The 23,110-nt window shown below is 63.5% G+C and carries 15 protein-coding genes; all 15 read right to left on the bottom strand.

Annotated elements, in window-relative coordinates:
• Positions 1-22: 22 nt before the first annotated feature.
• The 15 genes from ACE191_RS01045 to ACE191_RS00975 all read right to left on the bottom strand — a co-directional run bounded on the left by ACE191_RS01045 (position 23) and on the right by ACE191_RS00975 (position 22,990).
• A complete protein-coding gene (locus ACE191_RS01045) occupies positions 23-1,231 on the bottom strand; it encodes a T9SS type A sorting domain-containing protein (protein ID WP_400190322.1) in 1,209 nt (402 codons plus the stop codon).
• Between the two features lie 165 nt (positions 1,232-1,396).
• Positions 1,397-5,647 carry a choice-of-anchor D domain-containing protein gene (locus ACE191_RS01040; RefSeq protein ID WP_400190321.1) on the bottom strand — a complete coding sequence of 1,417 codons (4,251 nt, stop codon included), beginning with the start codon at positions 5,645-5,647 and terminating at the stop codon, positions 1,397-1,399.
• Positions 5,648-6,434: 787 nt separating this feature from the next.
• Positions 6,435-9,773, bottom strand: a complete 3,339-nt coding sequence (locus ACE191_RS01035; RefSeq protein WP_400190320.1) for a T9SS type A sorting domain-containing protein — start codon at positions 9,771-9,773, stop codon at positions 6,435-6,437.
• 524 nt (positions 9,774-10,297) lie between these two features.
• On the bottom strand, positions 10,298-11,806 hold the full coding sequence (locus ACE191_RS01030) for a carboxypeptidase regulatory-like domain-containing protein (protein ID WP_400190319.1): 1,509 nt from the start codon (positions 11,804-11,806) through the stop codon (positions 10,298-10,300).
• Between the two features lie 81 nt (positions 11,807-11,887).
• Positions 11,888-12,253, bottom strand: a complete 366-nt coding sequence (gene csgH / locus ACE191_RS01025) for a curli-like amyloid fiber formation chaperone CsgH (protein ID WP_400190318.1) — start codon at positions 12,251-12,253, stop codon at positions 11,888-11,890.
• A gap of 34 nt (positions 12,254-12,287) precedes the next feature.
• Positions 12,288-12,860, bottom strand: a complete 573-nt coding sequence (locus ACE191_RS01020) for a hypothetical protein (protein WP_400190317.1) — start codon at positions 12,858-12,860, stop codon at positions 12,288-12,290.
• Between the two features lie 179 nt (positions 12,861-13,039).
• The gene (locus ACE191_RS01015; RefSeq protein WP_400190316.1) at positions 13,040-14,173 is read right to left on the bottom strand and encodes a hypothetical protein; all 1,134 of its coding nucleotides are present in this window, start codon (positions 14,171-14,173) and stop codon (positions 13,040-13,042) included.
• A gap of 337 nt (positions 14,174-14,510) precedes the next feature.
• Complete coding sequence (locus ACE191_RS01010; RefSeq protein WP_400190315.1) at positions 14,511-15,728, bottom strand: hypothetical protein; 1,218 nt, start codon at positions 15,726-15,728, stop codon at positions 14,511-14,513.
• 251 nt (positions 15,729-15,979) lie between these two features.
• The gene (locus ACE191_RS01005; protein WP_400190314.1) at positions 15,980-17,392 is read right to left on the bottom strand and encodes a CsgG/HfaB family protein; all 1,413 of its coding nucleotides are present in this window, start codon (positions 17,390-17,392) and stop codon (positions 15,980-15,982) included.
• Between the two features lie 61 nt (positions 17,393-17,453).
• Positions 17,454-17,894, bottom strand: a complete 441-nt coding sequence (locus ACE191_RS01000) for a curli production assembly/transport component CsgF (protein WP_400190313.1) — start codon at positions 17,892-17,894, stop codon at positions 17,454-17,456.
• A 35-nt stretch (positions 17,895-17,929) separates the two neighbouring features.
• Positions 17,930-18,580, bottom strand: coding sequence for a CsgE family curli-type amyloid fiber assembly protein (locus tag ACE191_RS00995; protein WP_400190312.1), 651 nt, complete (start codon positions 18,578-18,580; stop codon positions 17,930-17,932).
• Between the two features lie 291 nt (positions 18,581-18,871).
• Positions 18,872-20,047: a glutathionylspermidine synthase family protein gene (locus ACE191_RS00990; protein WP_400190311.1), complete on the bottom strand. Its 1,176-nt coding sequence runs from the start codon at positions 20,045-20,047 to the stop codon at positions 18,872-18,874.
• A gap of 3 nt (positions 20,048-20,050) precedes the next feature.
• Positions 20,051-20,725 (bottom strand): hypothetical protein, encoded by a 675-nt coding sequence (locus ACE191_RS00985; RefSeq protein ID WP_400190310.1) that lies wholly within the window; start codon positions 20,723-20,725, stop codon positions 20,051-20,053.
• Positions 20,726-20,780: 55 nt separating this feature from the next.
• Positions 20,781-21,629 (bottom strand): glutamate racemase, encoded by an 849-nt coding sequence (murI, locus tag ACE191_RS00980; protein ID WP_400190309.1) that lies wholly within the window; start codon positions 21,627-21,629, stop codon positions 20,781-20,783.
• A 71-nt stretch (positions 21,630-21,700) separates the two neighbouring features.
• Positions 21,701-22,990 carry an erythromycin esterase family protein gene (locus ACE191_RS00975; protein WP_400190308.1) on the bottom strand — a complete coding sequence of 430 codons (1,290 nt, stop codon included), beginning with the start codon at positions 22,988-22,990 and terminating at the stop codon, positions 21,701-21,703.
• Between the last annotated feature and the right edge of the window lie 120 nt (positions 22,991-23,110).

Here is a 23,110-nt window from a genome sequence, read left to right as displayed (position 1 = left end):
GTCTTGTCTGTTACCAAAGCATCTAAGGCAGATGCACGAAGCGGTGTACTTCGCGCTGACGGCCGCGGCGTAGCTCCAGAATATAGGTGCCCGCTGCCAGTTGCTGCACGTCTATTACGTCGTCGCCCGAGGCTGTGCCCTGCAGCAGCACCTTGCCGCTGGGCGCCAAGACTCTCCACGGCAGAGCACCGGAGCCGGCCTGCAGGTACAGGCGCTCGCGCACGGGGTTGGGGTATAGCTCGGCCATGAGATGGCCGGTGCGGGCCACGGCCACAATGCGCGTGAGCGTGGCGGTACCATCGAAGTCGACCTGGCGCAGGCGGTAGTAGAGGGCTGAGGCGGGAGCGGCCTCGTCGGTAAAGGCGTAATGACGGGGCTGGGCGCTATTGCCGGCAGCTTCCAGGAGGCCTACCTGATTGAAGTCCTTGCCATCAAGGCTACGCTGTACCTCGAAGCGGGCACTGTTTTGCTCGGAGGCTGTGGCCCAGGCCAGGCGCACCTGCTGGCCGTGGCGGGCGGCCGTGAAGGAAGTCAACTCCACCGGCAGCTGCCCCGGGGCATTGGCCGATAAGGTAATGTTGTCGACCGCCCAGATTTCTCCTACGCTATTGGTAGACATTTCCAGCTGCAAGGCCGCCTGCGTAGTACCACTCGGCAGGTTGATAATAATGTTACTGGGCCCATCCAGGCGGCTGGCGGCCCCGCCGCCCGCCGGCCCCGCTACCAATGGGGTATTGTTGCCGTCGTAGTTCATGGTTACGGTAGCGGCGGCCCCGGTTTGGTGGCTCCACAGGGCGTCACGCACGTTACGGTTGCCGCTACCATCGCCGTACCCGATGATGCGCAGCTCACTGGAAAAGCTCGAACCGCCGTTTACGCTCACCCGCACCAGCATGTAATCGGTGTTTTCCAATCCCTCGCCCCCAGAGGCCCCCTGAGCTGACACCCGCAGCCGGAGCTGGCCACCGGCGGCCGGCATGGTAAAGGTGCGGTTGTGAAAGGTGAGCGTGCGAGTGCCGTTGCTGACCCCCGCGCCTGCTCCAGTCACGCCGTAGGTATTGCTGAAGACCAGGTTGCCCGTGCCCGTGCTAATGTAGTTGTACTGCGGGGTCGACACCTCCCGGTCGAAATCCTGGTAGGTAGTCGATTGGCCATTTACCGCTAGTGGGCACAGAGCACAAACGGCGCTCAGACCAAGTAACTGAAAAACGGAAGTCAGCAAATGTTTCATAAACCAGGCAGTTTAGGAATGGACATACAACACTTTAATGTATCACTTATTTACCAAAAAATATAACTCAAAAGTCAACTAAGTTCTTCAAGCTCAAGCATAATCATCACAAAAAAGGCCCCTGCTATTCGCAGGGGCCTTTCGATAACTTAGCCTGAAAGCAACTCAGCGCTTCACAAACTTCTGCACGGTACGCTGCTGGCCCGAGCGGGCTTCGAGGTGATACACCCCGGCCGGCAGGCTGCTCACGTCTACCGTGGTCAGGCCCGAGGCCGTGCCGCGCAGCAGGGTTTGGCCCAGGCCGTTGCGCACCTGCCACTGCACCGGGGCCGCCGTTTCCAGCGTCAGGCGCTCGGCTGCCGGGTTGGGGTACAGGGCTACGGCGAGGCAGCTGGCGGGCTTCAGCATCACTACGGCCGACAGCGCGGCGGTGCCGTCGGCATCTACCTGGCGCAGGCGGTAGTAGAGCGTAGCGGCGGCGGGCAGCTGCGCGTCGAGCAGGGAGTAGCTGCGCGGAGCGGCGCTGTTGCCAGCGGCTTCCACGCGGCCCACGGTAGTGAACTCGCGGCCGTTGGTGCTGCGCAGCACCTCAAAGTAGGCGCTGTTCTTTTCCGACGACGTGGTCCAGCGCAGTTGGGCAGCGGGGCCCTGCTGGGTGGCCGAGAACGAGGTCAGCACCACCGGCAGCGGGTTGTCGCCGTCCTCGGCGTTGGCCAGAGCAAACACGTTGAACTGGTCCTGGCGGAAGTTGGCGGCGCTGATGGCAGCCGTGATAGAGCCGTTGGCGGGCGTACCGGCGGGCGTACCGCCCAGGTTCACGTAGCTGGCCGCGTCGGTGTCGTTCTGCACCACGCGCAGGTTGGGCAGGTCGTTCACCCCGTCGCCCGAGCCGAAGGGCAGCGTAACGGTGCTGCCCGCCACGGCGGCCAGCGTACCGGCCACGCGCTCTACTTCGTGGTAGCTGATGCGCGACACGTTGGCAATGTCGGCGGGCAGCGGCCAGGCCGGGGCGTCACCGGCTACGGCCCGGGCGCGGTAGCTGGCCGTGCCGGCGGCATCGGGCACTACCGTGAAAGTGAGCGGGCGGTAAGCGGCGGCGGTACCCACCGGGAAGAATACCGGCAGCGGGTCGGTGGTGGCAAAGGCCACGGGGCGCACCAAGTTGCCGTTGACGTAGCTGGTAGCGTTGCCGCCCGTTACAGTGGTAGCCGTGAGGCGGTGAGTGGTGTTGCTGAGCTGCACTACGCCGTTGGTCAGCACCAGGTTGGCCACGGGCAGCGAGTTGCCCAGCGGCACGGCACTACCCCCGGCAGCCCGGTTCAGGGTAAGGTTCAGCAGCTGGCGCTCGGCCGCAATCGTGCTGAAGTTGATTTGGGCAATGCTATCGGTGCCGCCGAAGGTGAGGCTGCTGGTAGCCGAGCCCACGAACTGGGCATCGGCGGCCGCACCGGCGGTTACCGGGCCGTTCAGCGTGAGGGTGTTATTGGCGCCGATGATGAGGAAGCCCGAAGTCAGATCCAGCGAGTCGATTTCAGTGCTGTTGGCCAGCGTCAGCTCCCCCGAGCCGTTGGGAATGTTCACCAGCAGGCGGCCCAGCTTCTGACCGGGGGCGATGCGCAGCGAGCCGGCCGCGTTGCTGCCAGTCTTATCAATAAAGATGGCGCTGCTGGCCGTGCCGGTGAGCTGGCCACTAGCGGCCTGCGGCCCCAAGGTACCGTTGGCGCGAATCGTGAGGTTGTTGCCGTTCAGGTCGAGCAGGGTGCCGGCTGCCAGGTTCAGGGTGCCGTTACCGCTGTTGCCAATAAACAAATGGCTGCTGCCGCCCACGGTGTTAAGCACCGGCGTGGCCGTGCCAGCCAGCACGTTCAGGCGGAACAGCTCAATGGGCTTGCCGTTGCCGCTGAGCACCTGCGGGGTCGTCGGGTTCACCAGGTTCAGAGTGAAGCGGCTGCCGTTGGTGGCGTTGGCGGTGTTCGGGGGGTAAGTCACGGTGCCCAGCAGGGTGTAGTTGCCGCCCAGCTCCACGGTGGTGAAGGGGCTGTCGTCGGAGCCGTTGTAGCCGGTTACGTTTTCTACCGTGAGGTTGCCGCGCACCACGTACACGCCGTCGGCAAAGCGCTTCTGGCCGTTGGTGAGCTTGAGGTTGCCGTAGCCGGGGCCGGCCAGAACCGGCACGGTGAAGTTGCCGGCCTGGGCAAAGTCAACGGTGCTTGCCGGGTCTACCGTGCCCAGGGTGTAGGTCGGGGTCAGGTCGAGCACGGTTAGGGTGCTGTTAGCCGTCAAATCCACGGTGCCCACCAAGTTGAAGGCGGCCGGGATGGTCAGGTTCACGGGCGCTACTCCGTTGCCCACAATCAGCTTGCTGCCGGCGCCCAGGGTCAGGTTGGCCGAGATGGTGGGCGCGAGGTTGTTCACCACAATCAGCTCGATGCCGGCGGTGGCGAGGCTGGCCGGGGCCGGGCCGCTGCCGTCGGGGTTGGAGCCGTAGCTGGCCGCATCGTTCAGGGCACCGGTAGCCTTGGCGTAGTAGCGCGGAATGATGACGGTGAAGTCATCGACGCTGATAGCCGTTTGACCGCCTACCACCACGCTCACCTTACCGGTGCTGGCGCCGATGGGCACCTGCGCTTCTACCTGCGTGCTGCTGAGCACATTTACTACCGTCGCCGGCGTGCCATTGAACAGTACGCCCGTAGCGCCGCTCACGAAGTTGGTACCCGTCACCGTAACCGTGGTGCCGTAGGGACCCTGGTTCGGCGTAAACGAGGTAATGGTCGGGGCCGGGGCCGGAATGCCGTACAGGGCTACGTCGTCCACGGTCCACCGCTCACCACCCGAGTTGTTCAGCATGGTGATGCGCACTCGCACCTGCGTGGCGGTGGCGGGCAGGTTGATTTTTACGGTGCTGATGCCGTCGACCCGCAGACCGCCGCCGGGTGTTGCAAACTCCGCGGGGGTATCGTCGCCGTCGTAGGTGGTTTCGGCCGACCCGGTACCGGTATAGTCCCAGTGGGCGTTACCGTTACCATTCACCTGCAAGGTGCTTCGCCAAGTAGTGCCGCCGTCGAGGCTGACTTCGACATTGACATTATCGGCCGCATCCATGCCGTTACTGCCCGAACCCAACGACCAGGCCGCCAGACGGAAGGTCACAAAGGCATTGCGGTAGCCAATCAGCGACTGGTTGCTGAAGGTAACCGTAACGTCGCCGTTGGTCACGCCCCAGGCTTTGCTGCCGCTGGTGAACAGCGGGCTGTTGCTGGGTCGGTCTGCTACGGCACTGTTGCCGCTCAGGCGGGTAATGGTGCCGGTATAGCTCCACACGTTGGCGGGCGGCGTGTCTTCAAAGTCCTGAATAACCAGCGGGCCGGGCAGCACTTCAAAGTTGATGGCGTTGGAAGTGCCGCCGCCCGGGGTGGGCGAAACCACCGTTACCGGGAACGAGCCGGCCGTGGCTACGGCGCTGGCCGGCACGGCGGCCGTGAGCTGAGTGGCCGAGTTAAATGTGGTGGTCAGGGCCACGCCGTTGAAGTACACCACCGACGAAGACAGGAAGTTGCTGCCGGTAACAACGAGGGAGAAGCCCGCGCCGCCCGCGAGCCGCGAGGTGGGGTTGATGGCGGTGATGACGGGCGTGGGATTCAGCCCCTGGGCCGAGAAGTTGATCAGATAGGGATTCTCGTTGGCGTCGTCGTTGACGATGCTCACCGAGCCGGTTGCCGCGCTGGCCGTCGTGGGCGTGAATACCACGTCGAAGGTTACCGAGCTGTTGGCAGCAACGGTGGTGGGCGCCGTACCGCTGAGGGCAAACGGGCCGCTAAAGTTGAAGCTGCCCAGCGTCAGCGGGTCAGTGGCGCTGGTGTTCTGAATGGTGAACGTGGTGGTCGAGCTGCTGCCCAGCACCGTGGGGGTAAAGCCCGAGTAGGTGTCGCCCGAAGCAATGGCGGTGGCGCCCTGCACCACGTTGATTTCCGGCGTGGGCAGCGAGGCCAGCGCGGTGCCGCTCAGGTTGATTTCGTAGGTACCCTCGTTGGCGTCGTCGTTGGCAACGGTGAGCTTGGCCGTTTTGGCCCCGGCCGTAGTGGGCGCAAACGTCACCACGAAAGTGGTGGTGCCCGAGGCCGCTACGGTCGCAGAAGCCGGCTGCTGCGTGATGCTGAACTCGCTGGCGTTGGTGCCGCTCAGCGTAACGAAATCTGGGGCCGTGCCTGTCAAGGTCAGAGCGCCCGAGCCGGTGTTTTCAATGGTGAAAGTGGCCGAACGGGTGGTGTTGATTAGCGTGTTCGGGTAAGTGTAAGTGTCGCCCGAAGCCAGGTTGGTGGCGCCTTGCTTGACGTTGATTTCGGGAGTAGCCGCACCGAGTGCTGTAAGCGAGAAATTGTCTATGCCGATGTGAGCATTGGAACCCGTACCCACATTACCCCGAAACGTGAAGCGCATCACCGCACCTTGCCCTGCAGGAAGAGTGATACCAGATATCGTGATGCTCCGCGGAGTGACAGAGATACTCGGCAAATTGGCGTCGGAACCAGTTGTTGCACTGGTGCTCGTCGTGCCGGTTACTCCCGTAGTGCCAAATGATCCTCCGTTGAGATTGTAATCGAAATCTACTTGGGTCGGACGCGAAGACCGGGAATATTGCTCAACGTCCCAGCTCACCGTGAAGCCAGTGATGGGTCCACCCGTATTGTTGACAAGAGAAAAGCTCAGAGTAGGAACTTCACTAGTACCCAACTTGGCCCCGAAAGCTATATCAGTGCTTGAAGAACTCTCCCTCAAGCCGTATGTCGAATTGGTATTGGCGTATGCCGCTGCCCGGTTGTAATAACCGCCGGGCGCATAGTCAGTACCTGAATAGGACCAGTTAGTAGGCACGGAAGCAGAGGTTCCCGCGAATGAGTTGAAGTCTTGTTGGTACGCAGTATTAACAGCAGTAATACTTTGCTGCCCCCACCCGACCAGCGGCAGCAGCACGAATAGACTTAACAGCCAGCGGCTCAGCCAGCGGGTTGATACTGAAGTAAAGCTCGTGTTCATGCGGGGTAAGCTAAGAAGTGAAGGTGTGCGTCAGCGCGGCGCTAAGTTACAACTTCGCTTATGCAGCGTACTATTCCCATATAGTTACCTAATTGTTATGCCCGCCCGGGCATAAAAAAAGCCCCTGCCGGGTATGGCAGGGGCTTTTTAGCTTAAGAGTTGAAGCTTAGCGCTTCACCAGCTTGCGGGTCAGTTTCTGGCCGTTGCTCACCACGTTCACCACGTAGTTGCCCGGCTTGAGGCTGCTCAGGTTCAGCTGGCCGTTGGCCGGCATGGTCTGGCTCAGCACCGTGCGGCCCAGCAGGTCGGTTACCGTCACCTGGGCGTCGGCGGCCAGGTCGGTCACCTGGATGTTGAGCACGTCAACTACCGGGTTCGGGAACAAAGTCAGCTCGGCGCGGCCGGTCAGGGCTACCGTGCGGATGGCGGTCAGCGTTACTTTGCCGTCGAGGTCGATCTGCTTGAGGCGGTAGTACGAGGTACCCGACAGCGGCGTGTTGTCCACGAAGCTGTACTCGGTGCGCTCGGCGGTGGTACCGCGACCTTCTTTGGTGCCGATTACCGTGAAGTCACGGCCGTTACGGCTGCGCAGAATCTCAAAGCCCTTGTTGTTTTCCTCCTGAGCCGTCGACCAGTCGAGCAGCACGCGGCCCTTGCTGGGCTTGGCGGTGAAGGTAATCAGCTCAACCGGCAGGGGCTGCTGCACCAGCGGCAGGTTCGGCACCTTGTAGTTCTCAGCACCCTGGGTCTGGTCGTTGTTGTACTCGAAGCCAAAGAAGTAGTACTCCAGCGCCGGGTTCAGGTCGGTGATGGTGATGACCTTGGCGCTACCGGCAAACACCACGTAGTTGCCGCCAATCTGAGCACCGAAGCCATACCGCTCGTTGCCGGTGGCGTAAGCCTGGCCGTCCTGCGGGAACTGGTTAGCCGAAGCCAGAACTGTATCAGCCACGCTGGCAATAACCAAGCGGTTCTCACCAAAGCCGGCTGCCTCCGGGTCACCCGGAATCTGGAAGTTCAGCGTCACGCTGGTGCGGTCGGCCGAGCGCGTCACGATGGCCTGCGACTGAATGGTGGGCTCCAGGTCAATGGAGTTGCCCTTCAGCGAGCTGTTGGGGGCCAAGGTAAAGGGCACGTTATTGAAGAAGTTCTGGCTCTGGAAAGTCAGGTCAGCCGCTGCCGAACCTACCCGAGTCGGGGCGTAACGAACGTAGATGCGCGTGGCGCTACCGATCGAGTCGTTGGTCGGGTTGGGCGAAATCTGAATCGAGTAGCCGTAGGTACCGTTCAGGCTGGTCGAAATCACGAACTGCGGGGTGCCGCTCGGGTTCAGGGGCGACACGGCGTCGTTGGGCACGGTGATGGTAACCGGCTGCGACAGGCGGGCACCCCGGATGCGCAGCGACTGGGCCTGCGGGCCCGAAACGGTGCCTTTCACTTGGTTGCGCACGAAGGTGAACGGGTCACGCAGCTCGATTTCCGGGGCGCTCGAACCGTTCAGCGACACGAACTGGGTGCGGGCCGGGGCGCTGCTGGCTTCCAGGAACACGCCGCGGTCTTTCTGGGGCGTGGGCGGGAAGTAACGGACGTAGATCGTAGTCAGCGGCACATTGTTGGCGTTCGGTCCCGAGGTGATGCGCGGCAGCACGATGCTGTTGCCGGTTACGCCGGCGGCAGGGAAGCTGGCCGGGTTCGACGAAAGCGAAATCTGGTAGAACTGCGGCGCGCGCAGGGTGATGTCCTGCAGCAGGTTGCTACCCGACACGTTAAACGACTGAGGAGCTGAAGCAATACCGGGCGAGGTGCTGAACTCCGTCAGCAGCGGACCGCTGACGGTGATGTCGGAGGTCTGGTTGCTCGGGTTGTTAGCCGTAATGTTTACGGTTCTGGTTAGCGTGCCACTGGCTACGGTAACGGAGCCAGTGAAAGTACCACCGGCTACCGTGGGCACCAGGCGGGTTTCAATAGTGGTAGTGGGTACCAGGCCGTTCGCATCGCGCGTCAGGGTGATGGGCGCCGAGCTGAAGGTGCTGCCCGGGATCGAGGCGTTACGAATCTGAATGTTGGCCACCGGCGGCGTGCCGGGAGTGGCGTTCGGCGTGATGACGATATCGTTGGTGAGGTTGGTACCACCAACCGTGAACGAGAGTACCTGCGACGAACCGCTGTTCGTTACGTTGCCAAAATCCAGCGGGGTAGCGGGCGTTACAGTGAGGTTGGGACCTGCCGGAGCCGGGTCACCGGTGCCGCTCACGAATACCGTCTGCGTGGTGGCGCCAGCCGACTGTACTTCCACGTTGCCGCTGACGGCGCCGATGGCTACCGGCACAAAGCGTACTTCAACCGTAGCGTTGGTTACGCTGCCGTTCGAAGCAATGGTAGCGCTGTTGCCGAAAGCCCCGGTGGTGCGCACCTGGAAGCCGGTCGGCGCCAGGATGGTAACGCCGTTGGTGCCCAGGTTCTGGCCGCTCACCGTGAACGACTGGACCGAAGAAACCGAGCCAACCTGTACGTTGCCGAAGTCGGGCAGCGAGGTGGCCGAAGCCTGCACGCGCGGCTGGGCCGCCGTACCCGTACCCGTTACTACTACCGAGCTGCTAGCCGTACCCGAAGTCACGGTCACGTTGCGCAGACCAGTCGAGCCGATTGCCGTCGGGGCAAAGCGCACTTCGAAGGTGCTGTTGGCCGGTACGCGGCCCGCGGCATCAATGGCAATGGTAGCGGTGGTGCCGAACGTGCCGGCGCCGGTGCGTACCTGAAAGCCCGTCGGAGCCGTTACCGTTACCGGCTGGCTCAGACCCGCGCCGCGCACGGTAATGAGTTGGGCGGCCGAAACTTGGCCTACCTCCGTGTCGGGGAACAGGCGCTGGTCGGGGTTTACGGCCGTGAAGGGCGTGGTAGTGCCGGTCAGACGGATGTTATCGATGCGGTAGGTGCCATTGGCTGCTGCCGCGCCCAGACGCAGAAAGCGCAGGGCAACGTAGTCTCCGATAGCGGCCGCGGGCAGGTTAGCCGTGTAAGTTACCCAGGCGTTCGTGCCGGCCGTGTAGGTGGCACCAGCAATATTGGTGAAGCCAGCGTAGGTAGCCCCGCCGTCGGTCGACACGGCATACTGCACGCGGAACTGGGCGTTGGCCACGTTGGTAGCAGCCGGGTTGAACAACTCAAACGAAATCTGCCCGTTGCTGAGCGCCGCCGTGCTGATGTCGCTAATGGTCACCTGCACGTTGCTGGCAATAGCAGCCGGGTACTCGATGTTGCGGCCACCGCTGGGCGAGGTGTTCTGCGCCGAAATCAGCGCCGAGTTGGCGGCCGGGCTGTTGTAGTTGAAGCCCCGCTCGTTGTCGTTATCAAACTTACGCGCGTTGGGGGGAGTACCGTTTACCCCACCGTAGTAGGTGTTAACAGTTTGGCCTTCCGTAAAAGGAGCGCCAGGCACATCACCAACGGTTTCCGTGAACGTCTGGGCCCAACCCAGCGCCGGGACGAGCAGAAAGACGGCCATCAGTGCGCTTAAGCGCGACCACCCGGTCTTTCGCTCAGCGACTTTGTAAGCGTTTTTCATATTTGAAAGAGAGTAATGGTTACAGGAGAAAAAAGGCCAAGACTACTGCTCTGCCTGTTGCGGTTCCTTACGAAAAGACCAGGGAAAAGGATGAGGCACCCATGCTTTTTTGTTGCAGTTTTTTAAGAGCCGCCATCACTGATATCTGGGCAAAACGGACGCCAACTCCCACATATCGTGCCAGAAGACCGATATTTTTCCTGTCACATGCAAACGAACTCAAAAAACTACCACTCATTCCCAACCTTGTTAAAGAACTACTAAGTATGAATAAATGTATATTCATATTTTATAATGATTCTTTTTCGGCCACAAAAATGCGGTTAATATTCGATAAGTCAATAGTCTACAACGAATCACCCGCTGCAAACTAAATTGTCTACCCGGGGCCAGCGGCCTATAAACGCCAAAACCGGCGCCTGCTAACGGGCGCCGGTTCGGTCGGGTTCCAAGAGGCTGGATTATTACTTCCAGTCGGGCAGCGTGGCGTTCTGGAACAGCCGCGCGCGGTTGCGCCCGTCCAGGTCCATGGTCCACACTTCGGGTGGGCTCTGGTTGTCGTTGGCTTGGTTTACGAAAATGATCTTGGCACCGTCGGGCGAAAAGCGCGGCCACAAGTCGTTGGTGCCGGCTGGCTTCTGCGCCGACAAATCCAGCAGGCCGCTGCCGTCGGGGTTCTGCAGCAAGATGTGGGCGTTAAGCTGCCGGCCCGTAGCGTCGTCGATGCCCGACAGGTCGCGGGTGTACAGCAGCTGGCGGCCGTCGGTGCTAAAGCCGGGGGAGTCGAGCCGGCCGGGCTGGTTGCCCAGCACCTGGGTTAGCCCCGTGCCATTAGGATTGAGCAGATACACTTCGGCATCGTAGATGCTGGCCCCCATCGTTTGCACGGCAATCTTGTTGGCCAGCCCGTGCCAGTCCATCTCGCGGAAGTGGCGCCCCGCCGGCGCCGTAGCCAGCAGCAGCAGCCCGGTACCATCGCGGTTGATGCGGTAAAGCTTGTCGTAATGGGCGTAAACCAGCTGCGCCCCGTCGGGCGACCAGCAGTAGCCCTGCCCCTGGTTGTAGTAGCTCTCCACCGCCAGCGTGGTCAAACGCCGCACGTCCGAGCCGTCGCGGTTCATGGTGTAGAGCTGGTACTGCCCGGTGGCGTTGCTGGTAAAGGCTATCCGGTCGCGGGTGGGGCTGAGCTGCGGAGCGGTTTCCACGGCCGCGGTGCTGGTGAGCCGCAGCGTGGTCACGTTGCCCGCCAGCGCATCGGAGGCGTAGATGTCGGTGTTGCCGGCTACGGTGCTGGCAAACACGTAGCGCAGAGTAGGAAACGCCTGGGTCTGGAAGCTCCAGACGTCGCCGCGGGTGGTTTCGCCGGCTTTGTCGCGCACGGTTATCTGCCAGAAGTAAATGGTGCCGTAGCGCAGGCCCGTAGCCAGCACCACGGTGTCGCGGCTGTTGGTGAGCAGGGTCCGCTGCAGGGTGGAGTTGCTCTCGTAGAGTACCACGTCGTAGCGCAGCGAGTCGGTGACGTCGGGGTCGGTGGCGCTCCAGCGCAGGGTTACGGCGGTGGCCAGCCCGCCGGCACCATTGGCCGGCTCGGCCCGCACCGGCGCGTTGGGCCGACTGTTGCTGCCCACCGGCTTGTCGAGCAGCACGACTACGGCGGTGGCCGGCCCCTCTCCCACCGTCACGCTCAGCGTTTCCACCTTGTATTCGGCCTTCTTGGCCGAGAGAGTGTATTTGCCGCTGGCCAGGTTGGGCAGGGCAAAGCGCCCTTCGGCGTCGGTGGTAAACGAGGTGGTAGCCGGGTTGGTGGTGATGACGACGTTAGCCAGCGGCATATTGGAACGGGCATCGCGCACCGTGCCCTCGATGGCCCCGAAGGTGGTGGGCTCAACCGTTTCCTCTTCGCAGGCAGTTAGCACCGCGCTCAGCAGCACCAGTACCGCCAGCCACAGGCAGCGGGTTACGGGTAAGATCATGAGGTGGAGAATAGAAGGTGGAAAACAGGCGGCAGCTTGGCGGCGGCCGGCAAACCGGGGCTCGGGTTGGCGTCCGGCCGGTTAGCGCTGGGGTTCGTGCACGGCCGAGTCGGCGGCCAGTACGTTGCCCTCCTCGTCGAGCAGGCGCAGCCGCACCCGGTAGTAGTCGTGGGGGCCGGCGCTGATGGTGGTGCGCGACAACACCAGCTCCTGCCCTGGCCGGGCCTCCACCCAGCCCGACTGGGCGTTGCGCGAGCTGCCGCTGCGCCCGCGCTTTTCGGTCAGCAGCTCGTAGCGCAGCTGGGCGGCCGCGGGGCCGGGGTTGCGGCAGTGCCCCACCACCGTGAGCTGGGAACCGCTCTGGGCCAGCTCCAGGCGGGCCTCGCACGTGGCAGCCCAGGGCAGCGCCATGCTCCACAGGGCGAGAAAACAATAGGGCGACGACATAAGGCTTGCCAGTTAACGAAGTAGGGAAATGGCGTTAGGGCAGCACGCGGCCCTGTTCGATGACGATGCGGATGCCGGTGCCGCGCATGTGCACCTCGTAGCCCGGCGTGGTAGCGCCCTGCTCGCGCTGCACCAGCTCGTTGTTGCGGCCGTTCTGCTCTACCAGATACCGGCGGTTGTCCACGTTCAGCTCCTGATCCACGCGGTTGGCGGTACCCGACTGCCGAATACGCGACTCGGTATTGAGGCCGTTGATGTCGCTTTCCACCTGGTTACCGTTGCCGAACTGCTCCACTACAGTGCGGTTGCCCGCCCCGGTCTGGCCCAGGTTGGCTGAGTTGCCGGTGCCCGCCTGCACCATGTATACCAGGTTACCCAAGGGTGCCTCGCCGGCGCGCAGCTGGCGTACCAGGGCCGAGTTATGGCTGCCGGTCTGGGTTAGGGTGGTTTCGTTGAGCTCGGCCGCAGAGCCGGCCAGGCTTATGGGGAGCCGCTCGGTGCCAAGCTGCTGAGCCAGCTCGTGCTCGGCACTGGGCGAGTCCTGGGCCTGTGCGGCCGGGGCCAGCAGTACTGCCCCGCTCAACAAACTAAGAAGTGTCGTTTTCATGCAAATTCCGGGGAAGCGTGAAGGGGAATGGGCTGTTGTTCTGCTTAGGCAACATACCACAATAATAAATTATTGCAAAATTTTATTTATATAATATAAACATAGGCACCGTTAGCGCCATCAGCCCCGCCACTCCTAGGCGGGAGCAACGGGGCTGATTAGGGCAGCAGGCACCTTCTCTAGGGATGATCCTGGTGAACGTTGGCGACGTTGCCGTTGCCCACCTGCGAGATAATGCTGGTCTGGCCGCTGACGCCCTGCCACACCCGGGCAGTGTTGTCGTTGCCAATCTGGGTCTGGCGGGCCAGGTGCCCGTCGCCGTCCTGGTCGGCGTAGGCAATGTTATCCGAACCGGTCTGCAGCTGGTACGAGCGGTTGCCGTTGCCTTCCTGCTCGGAAGTAGCGCGGTTGTCGTAACCGAGAATGGTCTGCTCGGCGCGGTTGCCGTTGCCGCGCTGCTCCACGTTGGCTACGTTGCGGTCGGCCCGCAGCAAGCCAATGTTTTGCAGCGAAACGTTATCGGAACCATGCTGCGCGGCGTTCGATTCGTTGTCGCTGCCGATCTGCGACTGTTCGGCGCGGTTGCGGTTGCCTACCTGGCGAATGGTGGCGCGGTTGTCGTCGCCGCCGCCCAGCAGGCCCCGCGACTGGTACTGGGTGGCGTAGTTGTCGTTGCCGCCTTCCTGCACCACCGAAGCCTTGTTACGGTCACCGTCGAGCTGGTTTTGGTAGGAGCGGTTACGCCCGCCAATCTGCTTGGCGTAGGCATCGTTCCGGTCGCCTTCCTGAGTCTGGTAGGCTTTGTTGTCGCTGTCGAGCGGCACGCCGTCGCCCTGAATAATGGCGGCCTTGTTACGGTCACCGGTCTGCCGCTGGTCCGCAATGTTGCGGTCGACGCGCTGCACGGCCGTGGCGGTGTTGCGGTTGCCATCCTGGGCCTGCCGCAGGGAGTTGTCGTCGCCGTACTGCTGGCCGGTGGCGCTGTTGTAACGACCTTCCTGGGTCTGCGTGGCGGTATTGTCGTCGCCTACCGTCAGCAAGCCAGCGGCATTGTAGCGCCCCTGCTGCTGCTGACTGGCGCCGTTGCCGTCGCCCAGCTGGGTAGCCTCGGCGACGTTTTCGATGCCGCGCTGCCGCTGAATCAGCTCGTTGCCGTCGCCAGCCTGCCCGGCAGCGGCGGCATTGCGCTGGCCGGTCTGGCGTACATCGGCATTGTTAACCCCGCCGATCTGGGTAACGGTGCTGGTATTGTCCTGGGCGCTGGCGAAACCGGCAGCCAATAGTGCGGCTACCAGAAAAGAATACTTTTTCATGGGGACTGGATGGTTGGATGTTGGGGAGATGGTACTCAGGGGGTTCCCTCCGGAGGAACAGTGCAAATATATATTAGAAAATGAATAATAAAAGGCTTTGATAAATTTTTTGTTTAATTTTTTATAAGCAATGTTATATAATCAGTTTACACTTGGCTTAATTGCCTCCCCAGTTGGACTCTAGCCCTGCGATTGGCGGCTGCCGAGGCTACTGCCGCGTTTCCGGTTGATTACCTCGCTTGGTTTAGGGTTGCAGCACCTGACTGCCAAAGCAAACAAGCTCCCGATAGGCACTAAGCGCTACCGGGAGCTTGTTTGCTTATCTGCCGGTCGTTGCCTAAGGGTGATCCTGCCGAACGTTGGCGGCGTTGCCGTTACCGACCTGAGTAATCACGCTGGTCTGGCCGCTGGCACCCTGCCACGCCCGGGCGGTGTTGTCGTTGCCCAGCTGGCTCTGGTTGGCCCGGTGCCCGTCGCCGTCCTGGTCGACGTAGGCTACGTTGCGGAAACCGTTCTGGTACTGCTCGGCGCGGCTGTCGTCGCCGTCTTGCTCGATGGTCGCACGGTTGTCATCGTTGACGATGGTTTGCTCGGCCCGGTTGCCGTTGCCCTGCTGCCACACCCGGGCAACGTTGTCATCGGAGCCGCCGATGCCGATGGTCTGCACCGAACGGTTATGGCTGCCGCGCTGCTCAGCTTTGGCATCGTTGCGGCTGCCGATCTGGGTTTGCTCGGCGCGGTTGAAGTTGCCAACCTGCTCGATGAGGGCCACATTGTTGCGGTTTTCCTCCGAGCCAATGCGCTGCGACTGACTGGCCCAGTTATCGTTGCCACCGCGCTGAATCACGGTCGCCTGGTTCTGAATACCGCCCAGTTGCTCCTGGTACGAGGTACTGGTTGCCCCGAGCTGAGTGGCCGAAGCTTTGTTTTCGTAACCCGTCTGCAGCTGAGTGGCTTTGTTGTGGCCATCCAGGGGAATCCCGTCGCCCTGCACGATGCGGGCTTCGTTCAGGTCGCCCAGCTGCGTCTGAGTGGCCTTGTTGTGGTGCCCGATCTGGGTGATGTAGGCATCGTTGCCGGCGCCAGTCGAGCCGCCGCTCTGGGTCTGGGTGGCTTCGTTGCGGTTGCCGATTTGCCCCACGCGGGCTTCGTTACCCAGGCCATCCTGGGTTTGCAGCACTTTGTTCCAGTCCCCAATGGTGGTCGATCGGCCATCGTTGCCCTGGCCAGACTGGGTCTGCTTGACCTGATTGTAGTCGCCGAGCACTGCGGCCCGCAGCTCGTGGCTGCGGCCCGTCTGGCTTTGGTCGGTCTGGTTTTGGTCGCCGACCTGCTGCGAGGTCTGGCGGTTGCCGGCCCCGCGCTGGTACTGCTTCAACTGGTTTTCGTTGCCGGCCTGCGTCCCGGCAGCAGTGTTATTGCCGCCCATCAGGCCCGTCTGGTCGACGGTGGCCTGGTTATCGGTGCCTACCTGACCCAGAGTGCTGGTGTTGTTTTGGGCAAAAGCTACGCCCGCGGCCAGCATGGCCGCAGAAAATACGATGACGCGTTTCATACGTGGTGTTTGTGGTTGAGGAAATGAGAGAAGCTGTTCCGTCCGGAGGAACTAGGACAACTAATACATTTTATAGTTATATTTTTTATAAAATTATTAACAATAATTGAGCCTTGGATTCTTTATCACTCCATGATACTGACAACCAGTCTTATAGTAAACAAATAACCTCCCCGGAATCCAGCGAAGCTAGGATTACGGGGAGGTTATTTAAAGGAGCAGAGGTCGGCAGGGAAAGCAGAGCGCAGGAATCAGGGAGTCAACGGACGGGAAGATTGCGGTGCCCCGGCCCGGCGGCCCAAGTAAAACACCACGCCGGCGCGGGCCGCCCAGTAGAAGTCGTTGTATTTACCCTGGGCCACGCGGTCGAGCTGGTCGGAAAAGTAGTAGTGATTATCAATGGCAACGAGCAGGCCCAGGCGGTCGGTCGGCAGCACTTCGAGGCCCACGCCGCCCACTACGTGCGGCAGCATGCTTGTGCGGCCGGCGGCGGGCTGGTTGCGCACTGTCAGGCCCCCACCCGCAACCAGGTAGGGCGTCAGGCGCTCTTGCGGAAACAGGCGCAGGTGCCCGGCCAGCTCGGCGTAATTGAAGGTTTCGCGGTAGTAGTCGCCGGCGCCCAGGGTACCCCGTCCCAGGTTTACCACGCCGGCCAGCCGGCCGTTGCGGGGGCCGCCGTAGCGCAAGGTCAGCTCGCCGCCTGGCTGCACCTGCGGGGCCTTAAAGTCGCCGGCGTAGCGCAGGGCGGCCCCGTTCAGCCCGATGCCGAAGCTGCTGCGGCGCTCCTGCAACGAGCGGCCCAGCACGTCGGTGGTCAGATTTTCTTCCTTCTCGCGCTGGTACTCGGCTACGGCCCGGCCCTGGCGGTCGGCCGCGTGGCGCGGGTTCCACAGTCCTTCCACCATGCCTTCGATGACCAGGGCGCGCACCGACTTCTCGATGGCCTCCTTCACGGCCATTTCAGTGGGCTCGTTGTAGGTAAAGCCGGTTTCGGTTTCGAGCAGGCGCTTGAAGCTCACGAAGCGAAACAAGCTGGCGTCGACCTGCTGCGAGAGAATGGTCTTGGAGGTATACACCGTCTTGAGAATTTCCCCGTTGCTGGTGCTGATGGCGCGTAGGTACACCGTCACGCGGTCTTGCCGGTACTGGCCCGAGGCACCCGCACCGAAGTAGCGCAGGCCGGCCCCGCCGGTCAGGATGTTGGCGTCGTAGGAAATGATGCCGCCCTCCAGGATTACGCCCGCAAACAGCAGCGGCGGCAGCGGCGGCTCCTTCTGGCCGGTGGCGTCGGAGTACTCGGCCCGGCTGCTGCGAATGATTTTCCGCTCGTTGAGCAGATTGCCCAGGTTTTCGCGCTCGATGGGCTCAAACCAGCGCGACTCTTCCAGAGCCCGCAGCAGAATACTGGTAGCTCCCTGCGTGACGGCCGTCGAGAAGCTGGAGCCGTTCTGGCTGGGCTTGTACTGCCCCGTCTGGTCGCGGAACTTGTACACGGCTACCACCACCGGCTCCTGGGGCTCGGGCAGGCTGCGCAGCTCGGCGCTGGCGCGCACCTCGGCCCCCAGGCGGGCCGACTCGGTAGTAAACGGCTGGTGGAAATACGGGGCGCAGCCGGCCGCAGCCAGGCAAGCCAGCGGCAGCAGCCGCAGCAGAAAACGCAGCATGGTGGAAAGGCCGGTGGAGCGGCGGGCCGCGGTGGTGGCGCACCACGGCCCGCCGCGCGGGTTAGAAAAAGGGAATGACCACGGTGGTCTGGTTGCCAGTACCGCTGTCGGTGATTTGCACCGAGATGCCCCGGTCGCCGGGCGTCACGTTGATCTGGTAGGAGCCGATGTTGTAGGTGCCTTCCTTGATGCCCGACTCGCCGAACTGCGAGGTAATGAGCTGCCGCGACAGTTGGCCAAGAATCTGCTGGTTGAGGCTCTGCTCGAACTCCTTGAGCGGGTCGCGGTCGAAAACTGAAGTGGCCGCCTTGTCCTCGATCTTGTTCTGCGACTGCGCCGAGCTCAGCAGCCAGGAGTAGTTGAAGGTGTTGCCGCCGCCGAAGGCCGGATTTTTGGGTTCGTATACCAGATCCTGGGCCACGCCGGGCCGGGCGCTGAGCAGCAGCACGAGCAGAGCGGCCCCGAGCAGGACCGGCCGCCACCCAAACTGGGGAGGTTTCATAGCAAGAGGGAAATGAGGTGGAGCGGGCCGCGGCCCTAGAAAATACCCGAGCCGGCCATATCGCCGCCTTCGAGCTGGCGCTTCACGAGCTGGTAGTTCATTACGTGGTCGAGGGCCACGGCCACGGCTTCCTGGGCGGCGGCTTCGAGGGCGTCGTACTTGGGCTGCAGGGGCATTTCCAGCACTTCGGCCTCATTCACTTCCACCGAGATGAGCGTGGAAGTACCGCGCGCCAGCTTCTCGCGAATGGTCACGGTGAAGTCGGTGGCCTCGGGCGGCGCTTCCCACTGTCCGTAGAACAAGTCGTAGAAGTCGTGGCCGGCCTTGGTAATGGTCTGATCCACAATCAGGCCCTCGATTTCGGTGGGCCGGAACCGGCGCGTGGAGGCCGTATCGGCCTGCCCGGCCCGCAGCAGCGCCTCGGCCAGCTGCGCGGCCTGACTGGCCTGGCGCACTTCGGCCGGCGACTGAGCCGGCTTAGCAGGAGAAGGGACGGGCGCAGCCGGACGTACCGGCGGTTTGCCCGCGGCGGGCGGGGCAGCCGTAGCCGGAGACCGGGGCGCTGTTTGGATCTGCGCCGTCGCCTCGGGGGAGGCGCAGCAAAGCAGCACAAAGGAGCTGAGCCCCATCATCCAGGGACGCCACCAGATAACAGGCGGCGGAAGCGTAACGGCCGGGCGTGACATAGCGGTGGAGCAAGCAGGTGGCAGCCCGATTGGCGCGGGCTGTAAGCCGCAAGCTTAGCTCCTAAACTGAGATGTTGGCGTTCGACCTCACCGCTAAACCTGCGGCATAAACATAATTAATTAAAAGAATAATACAAGCATGTTCGAACGTAATTATCTTTTGCTTTTAAAAAATATCACCTTAATGACGCCGCAGCCTACCTTCGGACTTAATTACTCTAAGCAGCCCAGGCAATTCAGGCCCGGGCTGTCTTAAATCAGGGCTTCGCAGAACCGAGGGCGGCGCCGCTGCTACCGCACCACGTGGGGCACAAACTCGGAGAGGTTGTGGATGATGCCCGTTTCGCGCCGGAAGCCGATGGCGCAGGCCTCGCCCGCCCAGAACACGCCGGCCTGGTACTGGCGCCCGGCAGCATCGCGGGGCAGCTCGGCCCAGCGCTGGTACACTACGGGCTGCCCGTCGAACTCGCCCGGCGCGGCCGACTGTACCGCGCCGCCGTTGAGGATGGTCACGTTCTGGCCCTCGCGGCCCCACACCGGCTTGCGCACCGCGTGCCCGGCCAGGGGCTGCAGGGAGGCTTCGAGCAGCAGCGGGTGGTGGGGAAACACGTTCCAGAGCCAGGCCAGCAGGGCTTTCGACTGAAACAGCAGCGCGTAGGCCGGGTTGGCCACCACCACGTCGCGGGCCTGCAGCAATTCGCCCAGGTCGGCAGTCAGCGCGGGCTCTTCGGCAGCCATGATTTCCCAGGGCACCAGCTTGAACAAAAAGCCAAAGCGCTGCCACTGCTCCGGCTCGACCTGCGCCCATACGCCCCGCTCCTCGCCCATCACCGACACCTGCATGTCGTCGACGGGGCAGAGGTAGGGCTCGAAACCAGCTTCGCGGGCCGCCTCGGCCAGCACGGCGCAGTTGGCCTCGTCTTCGGGCGCGGCGGGCAGGTACACCAGCAGCAGCGTGGGCTCCAGGTCGTCGTTCAGCTCGCGCCACTGGCGCAGCTGCTCCACCAGGCCTTCGTAGAGGCCGTTTACCTGGTGCGCGTCGTCGGGGTAGCCGGCGGCTTTGAGGGCGGCCCACTGCACCACGGCGGCTTCGGGCAGGCTGGTGGCGGTATCGGCGTTGAACTCGATGAGCTTGGGGCCCTCCTTGGTCAAAGCCAGATCGAAGCGGCCGTAGAGGTGCCAGTGCCGGTCGTCGGGCCAGGAGTGGCGCACCAGCGGCCAGAGGTTTTCCGGGATGCTCAGCAGGCGCAGCAAGTCGTCGGGCAGCTCGTCGGGCAGGGCCTGCACCAGCATGTCGTAGAGCATATCGGCGGCCTGCAGCAGCTGTTCGGCCTCGGCTTCGGGCAGCACCACGGCGACAGGGGCAATGTAGCGCACAGCGGCGTCTTCGGCAGCCCAGTTCCAGCCCAGCGCGTGCAGGGCCGGAGTCAGGTCACCGGTCAGGGGAAGGGTTTGCACGCTGCTCATCGGCTAGCCCCCGAAACCGCTGCTGCGGCTGCCAAACCCACTGCTGCGCCCAAACCGCGGGCTGCTGCTGCGCATGGTGGATTGGCGCACCGTGGGCGACTCGCTGATGCCGGCCGTGCGCGAGCTGCGGGCCGAACTGGAGAAGCCACGACCGAAGAAGCCCCGCCCCTGCCGGTCACGCTCGTAGCCGGTTTGCTGGCGCCAGCCGTTCATGCCCTGGTACACGCCGGGATTGGCGTAGTAGCCGGTATTCGGCATCATAAAGCGCCCGGCCATGTAGCCGATGCCGCTCCACATGAGCACGTCCATCATACCCGAGTGGCCCACGCGGTTTTCGGGGTAGGTGCGGGCGTAGTTCTGCATCTGCTGCTGCAGGGCCTGGCCCTGCAGGGTGTCCACGCGGCCGTCCTGGTAGCGCAGAATGGCGGCTACCTCCTCCTTGCCGGCGGGGCGCTCGGCCGTAATTTTCCACTTGCCGGGCGCCGTTTCGGTCATTTCGGTGATGACGCCCTGCGAGTAGGTTTCGCCGCTCCAGTCGCCCTCGGCGGCGGCCTGACTGCCGGCTTCATCGCGGCCCGAAGGCCCGCAGTTGGTGGTGCCCAAACCCAGGCTCAGGGCCGCCGCCACCAGCAGGGTGTTGCGGCGCCAGTCGCCCAAACGGTGATAAGACTTGCTCATGGTGAAATCGGCGCGGGGAATAATGGTGGTGAAAGCTGCGTCCGGCAAGGTAACACTACTCCCACAGCGGATAGTGCTCCAGATCTACCTCTTGCCCGAAAAACAGCCGGGTGCTGTCCTCAAACGAGGGCGTGAAGTCGGATACGTAGAAGTGGTGCTTGGGTGGCTGCGCGCCGGCGGGCGCGACCAGGCCGTGGGTTTCCAGCAGGCGGCGCAGGGCTTCGGCTACGGTGTCGGAGGGGTCGAGCACGTCGGTGCGGCCCGCATGATAGAACTCGGCAATCTGTTCGCGAATGAGCGGGTAGTGCGTGCAGGCCAGCACCAGCGCCTCGATGCCGGCCAGGGCCGGGTCGGACAGGTAGTTGTTGACCACGCTCTGACTCACGGCGTTGTGCACGAAGCCCTCCTCGACCATGGGCGCCAGCAGCGGCGTGGCCAGGGCCTGCAGCTGAATGCCGAGGTTTAGTGCGTCGATTTTCTTGCGGTACACGTTGGAGCCCACCGTCTGCTTGGTCCCGATCAAACCCACCGTGCGCCCGGCGTAGTGCCGGCCCACGTACTCCACAATGGGGTCGATGACGTTGAGCACCCGCGCCTTCGAGCCCACGTACTCGCGTACCAGTTCATAGGCCGCCGCCGAAGCCGAGTTGCAGGCAATCAGAATCACCTTGCAGTGCTGGCGCAGCAGCAGGTCGCAGATCTTCACCGAGTAGGCCTGAATGGCAGCCGTGCTTTTGTCGCCGTAGGGCAGGTGGGCCGTGTCGCCGAAGTACACCAGCCGCTCGTGGGGCAGGGCGCGCTGCACGGCCCGGGCCACCGTGAGCCCGCCGATGCCGCTGTCGAACACCCCAATGGGACGCGGGTCGGTGGCCGAAGCAGAGGAAGCGGGAGTCGGATGGGTCACGGCTGCGGAAAGAAAAGCGCGGCGCCCCTGCGGCGCCGGTGTGCAAAGCTGCGCAGACTTCGGCGAATCCGCTACTGGCTTCCCCCGGTCAGGGGCCGCGCCGGCTCCATGGTAGCCGTGTACACCACCGCGTCGAACACCTCGGCCCAGCGCCGCTGCTGGGCCTGGTAGCCCAGGGGCCGCATGCTGAAAGCCTGCTCCGGGGCCCCGGTGCTCCGCAAGGGCACCAGGGCCGTGCTCAGCCCGGCCTGTCGGCACCAGTCTTCAAACGAGCCCGCGGCGGCCGGCGGTAGGGCGGTTACCTGGCCGGGCTGGGTGCTCAGGCCCCATTCGCCCTGCCCGGCCGTGAAGCCCACGGTGTAGAGCTGCCGGCCCAGACGCGGCGCCAGGTAGTCGCCCATCACCTGCACCTGGTCGTCGGCGTGGCGGGAGGCGCGACGATGGGCAGCGTGGTAGTTGGTGGTCCACACGATGATTTTCTGGCGGGGAAAGCGCCTGGTCAGCAGCCAGACCAGGTTTTCGGCCAGCAGGGAGTCGCGCAGCTGGCTAACGGCGGGCCCGGATAACTCGCCGGCGCCGCGGCGGCGCAGCAAACCCGGCAGATAGGCCAGCGTGGTTTGCCAGGTCTGGCGCCAGTATTCCGCCGGCTCGCCCGGCCGCCCGGCCAGCTGCGCAAGCTTGCCCGCCAGCAGCGCGCGGAAGTCGGCCGCGTGCCGGCGCAGGTAGGCGCTGCGGGCCGGGTCGGGTGTGGGAGTGGGCGGGCCGCTCAGGGCGGCGAAGTAGCGGTTGAAGCGGCCCAGCTCGGCAGTGTCGGCGAAGGCCAGCTTTTCGGCGGCCAGAAACCGGTGGAACGCCGGCAGCAATTGCTGCTGGGCCAGCGGGCCGTCGTCGCGGCAGTCGAAGCCGGTGAAGCGCAGGGGCCGGCGGCCGCGGGCCTGAGCGGCCAGATAGCCCAGCAGCGGCTGGCACTGCCGGGCCTGCGTCCAGAGCGGCATGGTGCTGTGGGCCAGCACCGGGGCGGCCTCGGCGCCGGCGGCGAGCTGCTGCCAGGCCTGATCGGCGCTGAAGCCCCCGCTTTCGAAGGCCAGCACCGAAAAGCCCATGTGCTGGTGCAGAAACTTGACCAGCCGCGTTTTGGCCGTGAACGAGGTGCCGTCACCGTGGGTCGGCTCACCGAGCACCACCACGCGGGCGTCGGCCAGGGCGGCTTTCAGCGGGCGCAGGTCGCGGGCGTGGTCGGTGGCGGGGTCGAAGGGCAGGGCGCGGGCGCGCAGCCACTGCACTTCGGGGGCAGGGGCTTCGGCGCCGCGGGCCGACAGCGCCAGCAAGGCCGCCGTCAGCAGCCAATGAGGAGTTTTCATAGCGGGCAGGAATGAGGAAGCGGGCAGGATGCTGACAAATACACCCGGCGGCCGGGCCGGCTGCACGCACCCCGGCCCGGCCGCCAATTAGCCGTTGGCCGGGGCAGGCAGCGGGCATTT

The organism is Hymenobacter sp. B81 (genome assembly GCF_044628455.1).
GTDB lineage: Bacteria > Bacteroidota > Bacteroidia > Cytophagales > Hymenobacteraceae > Solirubrum.
Note: the sequence above shows the minus strand (reverse complement) of the source record. Positions and strands in the feature narration are given on the sequence as shown.

Bases quoted from the DNA above. Each gene is read 5' to 3' on its own strand.
- ACE191_RS00985 (WP_400190310.1), bottom strand. From the start codon at position 20,725: ATGAGCAAGTCTTATCACCGTTTGGGCGACTGGCGCCGCAACACCCTG.
- ACE191_RS00990 (WP_400190311.1), bottom strand. From the start codon at position 20,047: ATGAGCAGCGTGCAAACCCTTCCCCTGACCGGTGACCTGACTCCGGCC.
- ACE191_RS00995 (WP_400190312.1), bottom strand. From the start codon at position 18,580: ATGTCACGCCCGGCCGTTACGCTTCCGCCGCCTGTTATCTGGTGGCGT.
- ACE191_RS01035 (WP_400190320.1), bottom strand. From the start codon at position 9,773: ATGGCCGTCTTTCTGCTCGTCCCGGCGCTGGGTTGGGCCCAGACGTTC.
- ACE191_RS00975 (WP_400190308.1), bottom strand. From the start codon at position 22,990: ATGAAAACTCCTCATTGGCTGCTGACGGCGGCCTTGCTGGCGCTGTCG.
- ACE191_RS01005 (WP_400190314.1), bottom strand. From the start codon at position 17,392: ATGCTGCGTTTTCTGCTGCGGCTGCTGCCGCTGGCTTGCCTGGCTGCG.
- ACE191_RS01030 (WP_400190319.1), bottom strand. From the start codon at position 11,806: ATGATCTTACCCGTAACCCGCTGCCTGTGGCTGGCGGTACTGGTGCTG.
- ACE191_RS01020 (WP_400190317.1), bottom strand. From the start codon at position 12,860: ATGAAAACGACACTTCTTAGTTTGTTGAGCGGGGCAGTACTGCTGGCC.
- ACE191_RS01000 (WP_400190313.1), bottom strand. From the start codon at position 17,894: ATGAAACCTCCCCAGTTTGGGTGGCGGCCGGTCCTGCTCGGGGCCGCT.
- csgH (WP_400190318.1), bottom strand. From the start codon at position 12,253: ATGTCGTCGCCCTATTGTTTTCTCGCCCTGTGGAGCATGGCGCTGCCC.
- ACE191_RS01045 (WP_400190322.1), bottom strand. From the start codon at position 1,231: ATGAAACATTTGCTGACTTCCGTTTTTCAGTTACTTGGTCTGAGCGCC.
- ACE191_RS01015 (WP_400190316.1), bottom strand. From the start codon at position 14,173: ATGAAAAAGTATTCTTTTCTGGTAGCCGCACTATTGGCTGCCGGTTTC.
- ACE191_RS01010 (WP_400190315.1), bottom strand. From the start codon at position 15,728: ATGAAACGCGTCATCGTATTTTCTGCGGCCATGCTGGCCGCGGGCGTA.